Source organism: Serratia nevei (assembly GCF_024160145.1).
Taxonomy (GTDB): domain Bacteria; phylum Pseudomonadota; class Gammaproteobacteria; order Enterobacterales; family Enterobacteriaceae; genus Serratia; species Serratia nevei_A.
The window spans coordinates 1-339 of sequence record NZ_JAMYWQ010000171.1 but is presented as its reverse complement, the minus strand read 5'-3'; the positions used below and the strand labels follow the sequence as shown (position 1 = coordinate 339).

The 339-nt window shown below is 53.1% G+C and carries 1 rRNA gene; it reads left to right on the top strand.

The annotated features are described in order from the left end of the window. Nucleotides 1–339, top strand: a 23S ribosomal RNA gene (locus M6G53_RS25275); the annotation flags it as partial.

The following is a 339-nucleotide window of genomic DNA, read 5'->3' as shown; positions in this document are numbered from 1 at the left end:
GATGGGAAACAGGTTAATATTCCTGTACTTGGTGTTACTGCGAAGGGGGGACGGAGAAGGCTAGGCTAGCCGGGCGACGGTTGTCCCGGTTTAAGCGTGTAGGGGGTGTGACCTGGTAAATCCGGTTACATACTAACCCTGAGGCGTGATGACGATGCACTACGGTGCAGAAGTAGTTGATGCCCTGCTTCCAGGAAAAGCCTCTAAGCTCTAGGTAACATTGAATCGTACCCCAAACCGACACAGGTGGTCAGGTAGAGAATACCAAGGCGCTTGAGAGAACTCGGGTGAAGGAACTAGGCAAAATGGTGCCGTAACTTCGGGAGAAGGCACGCTGGC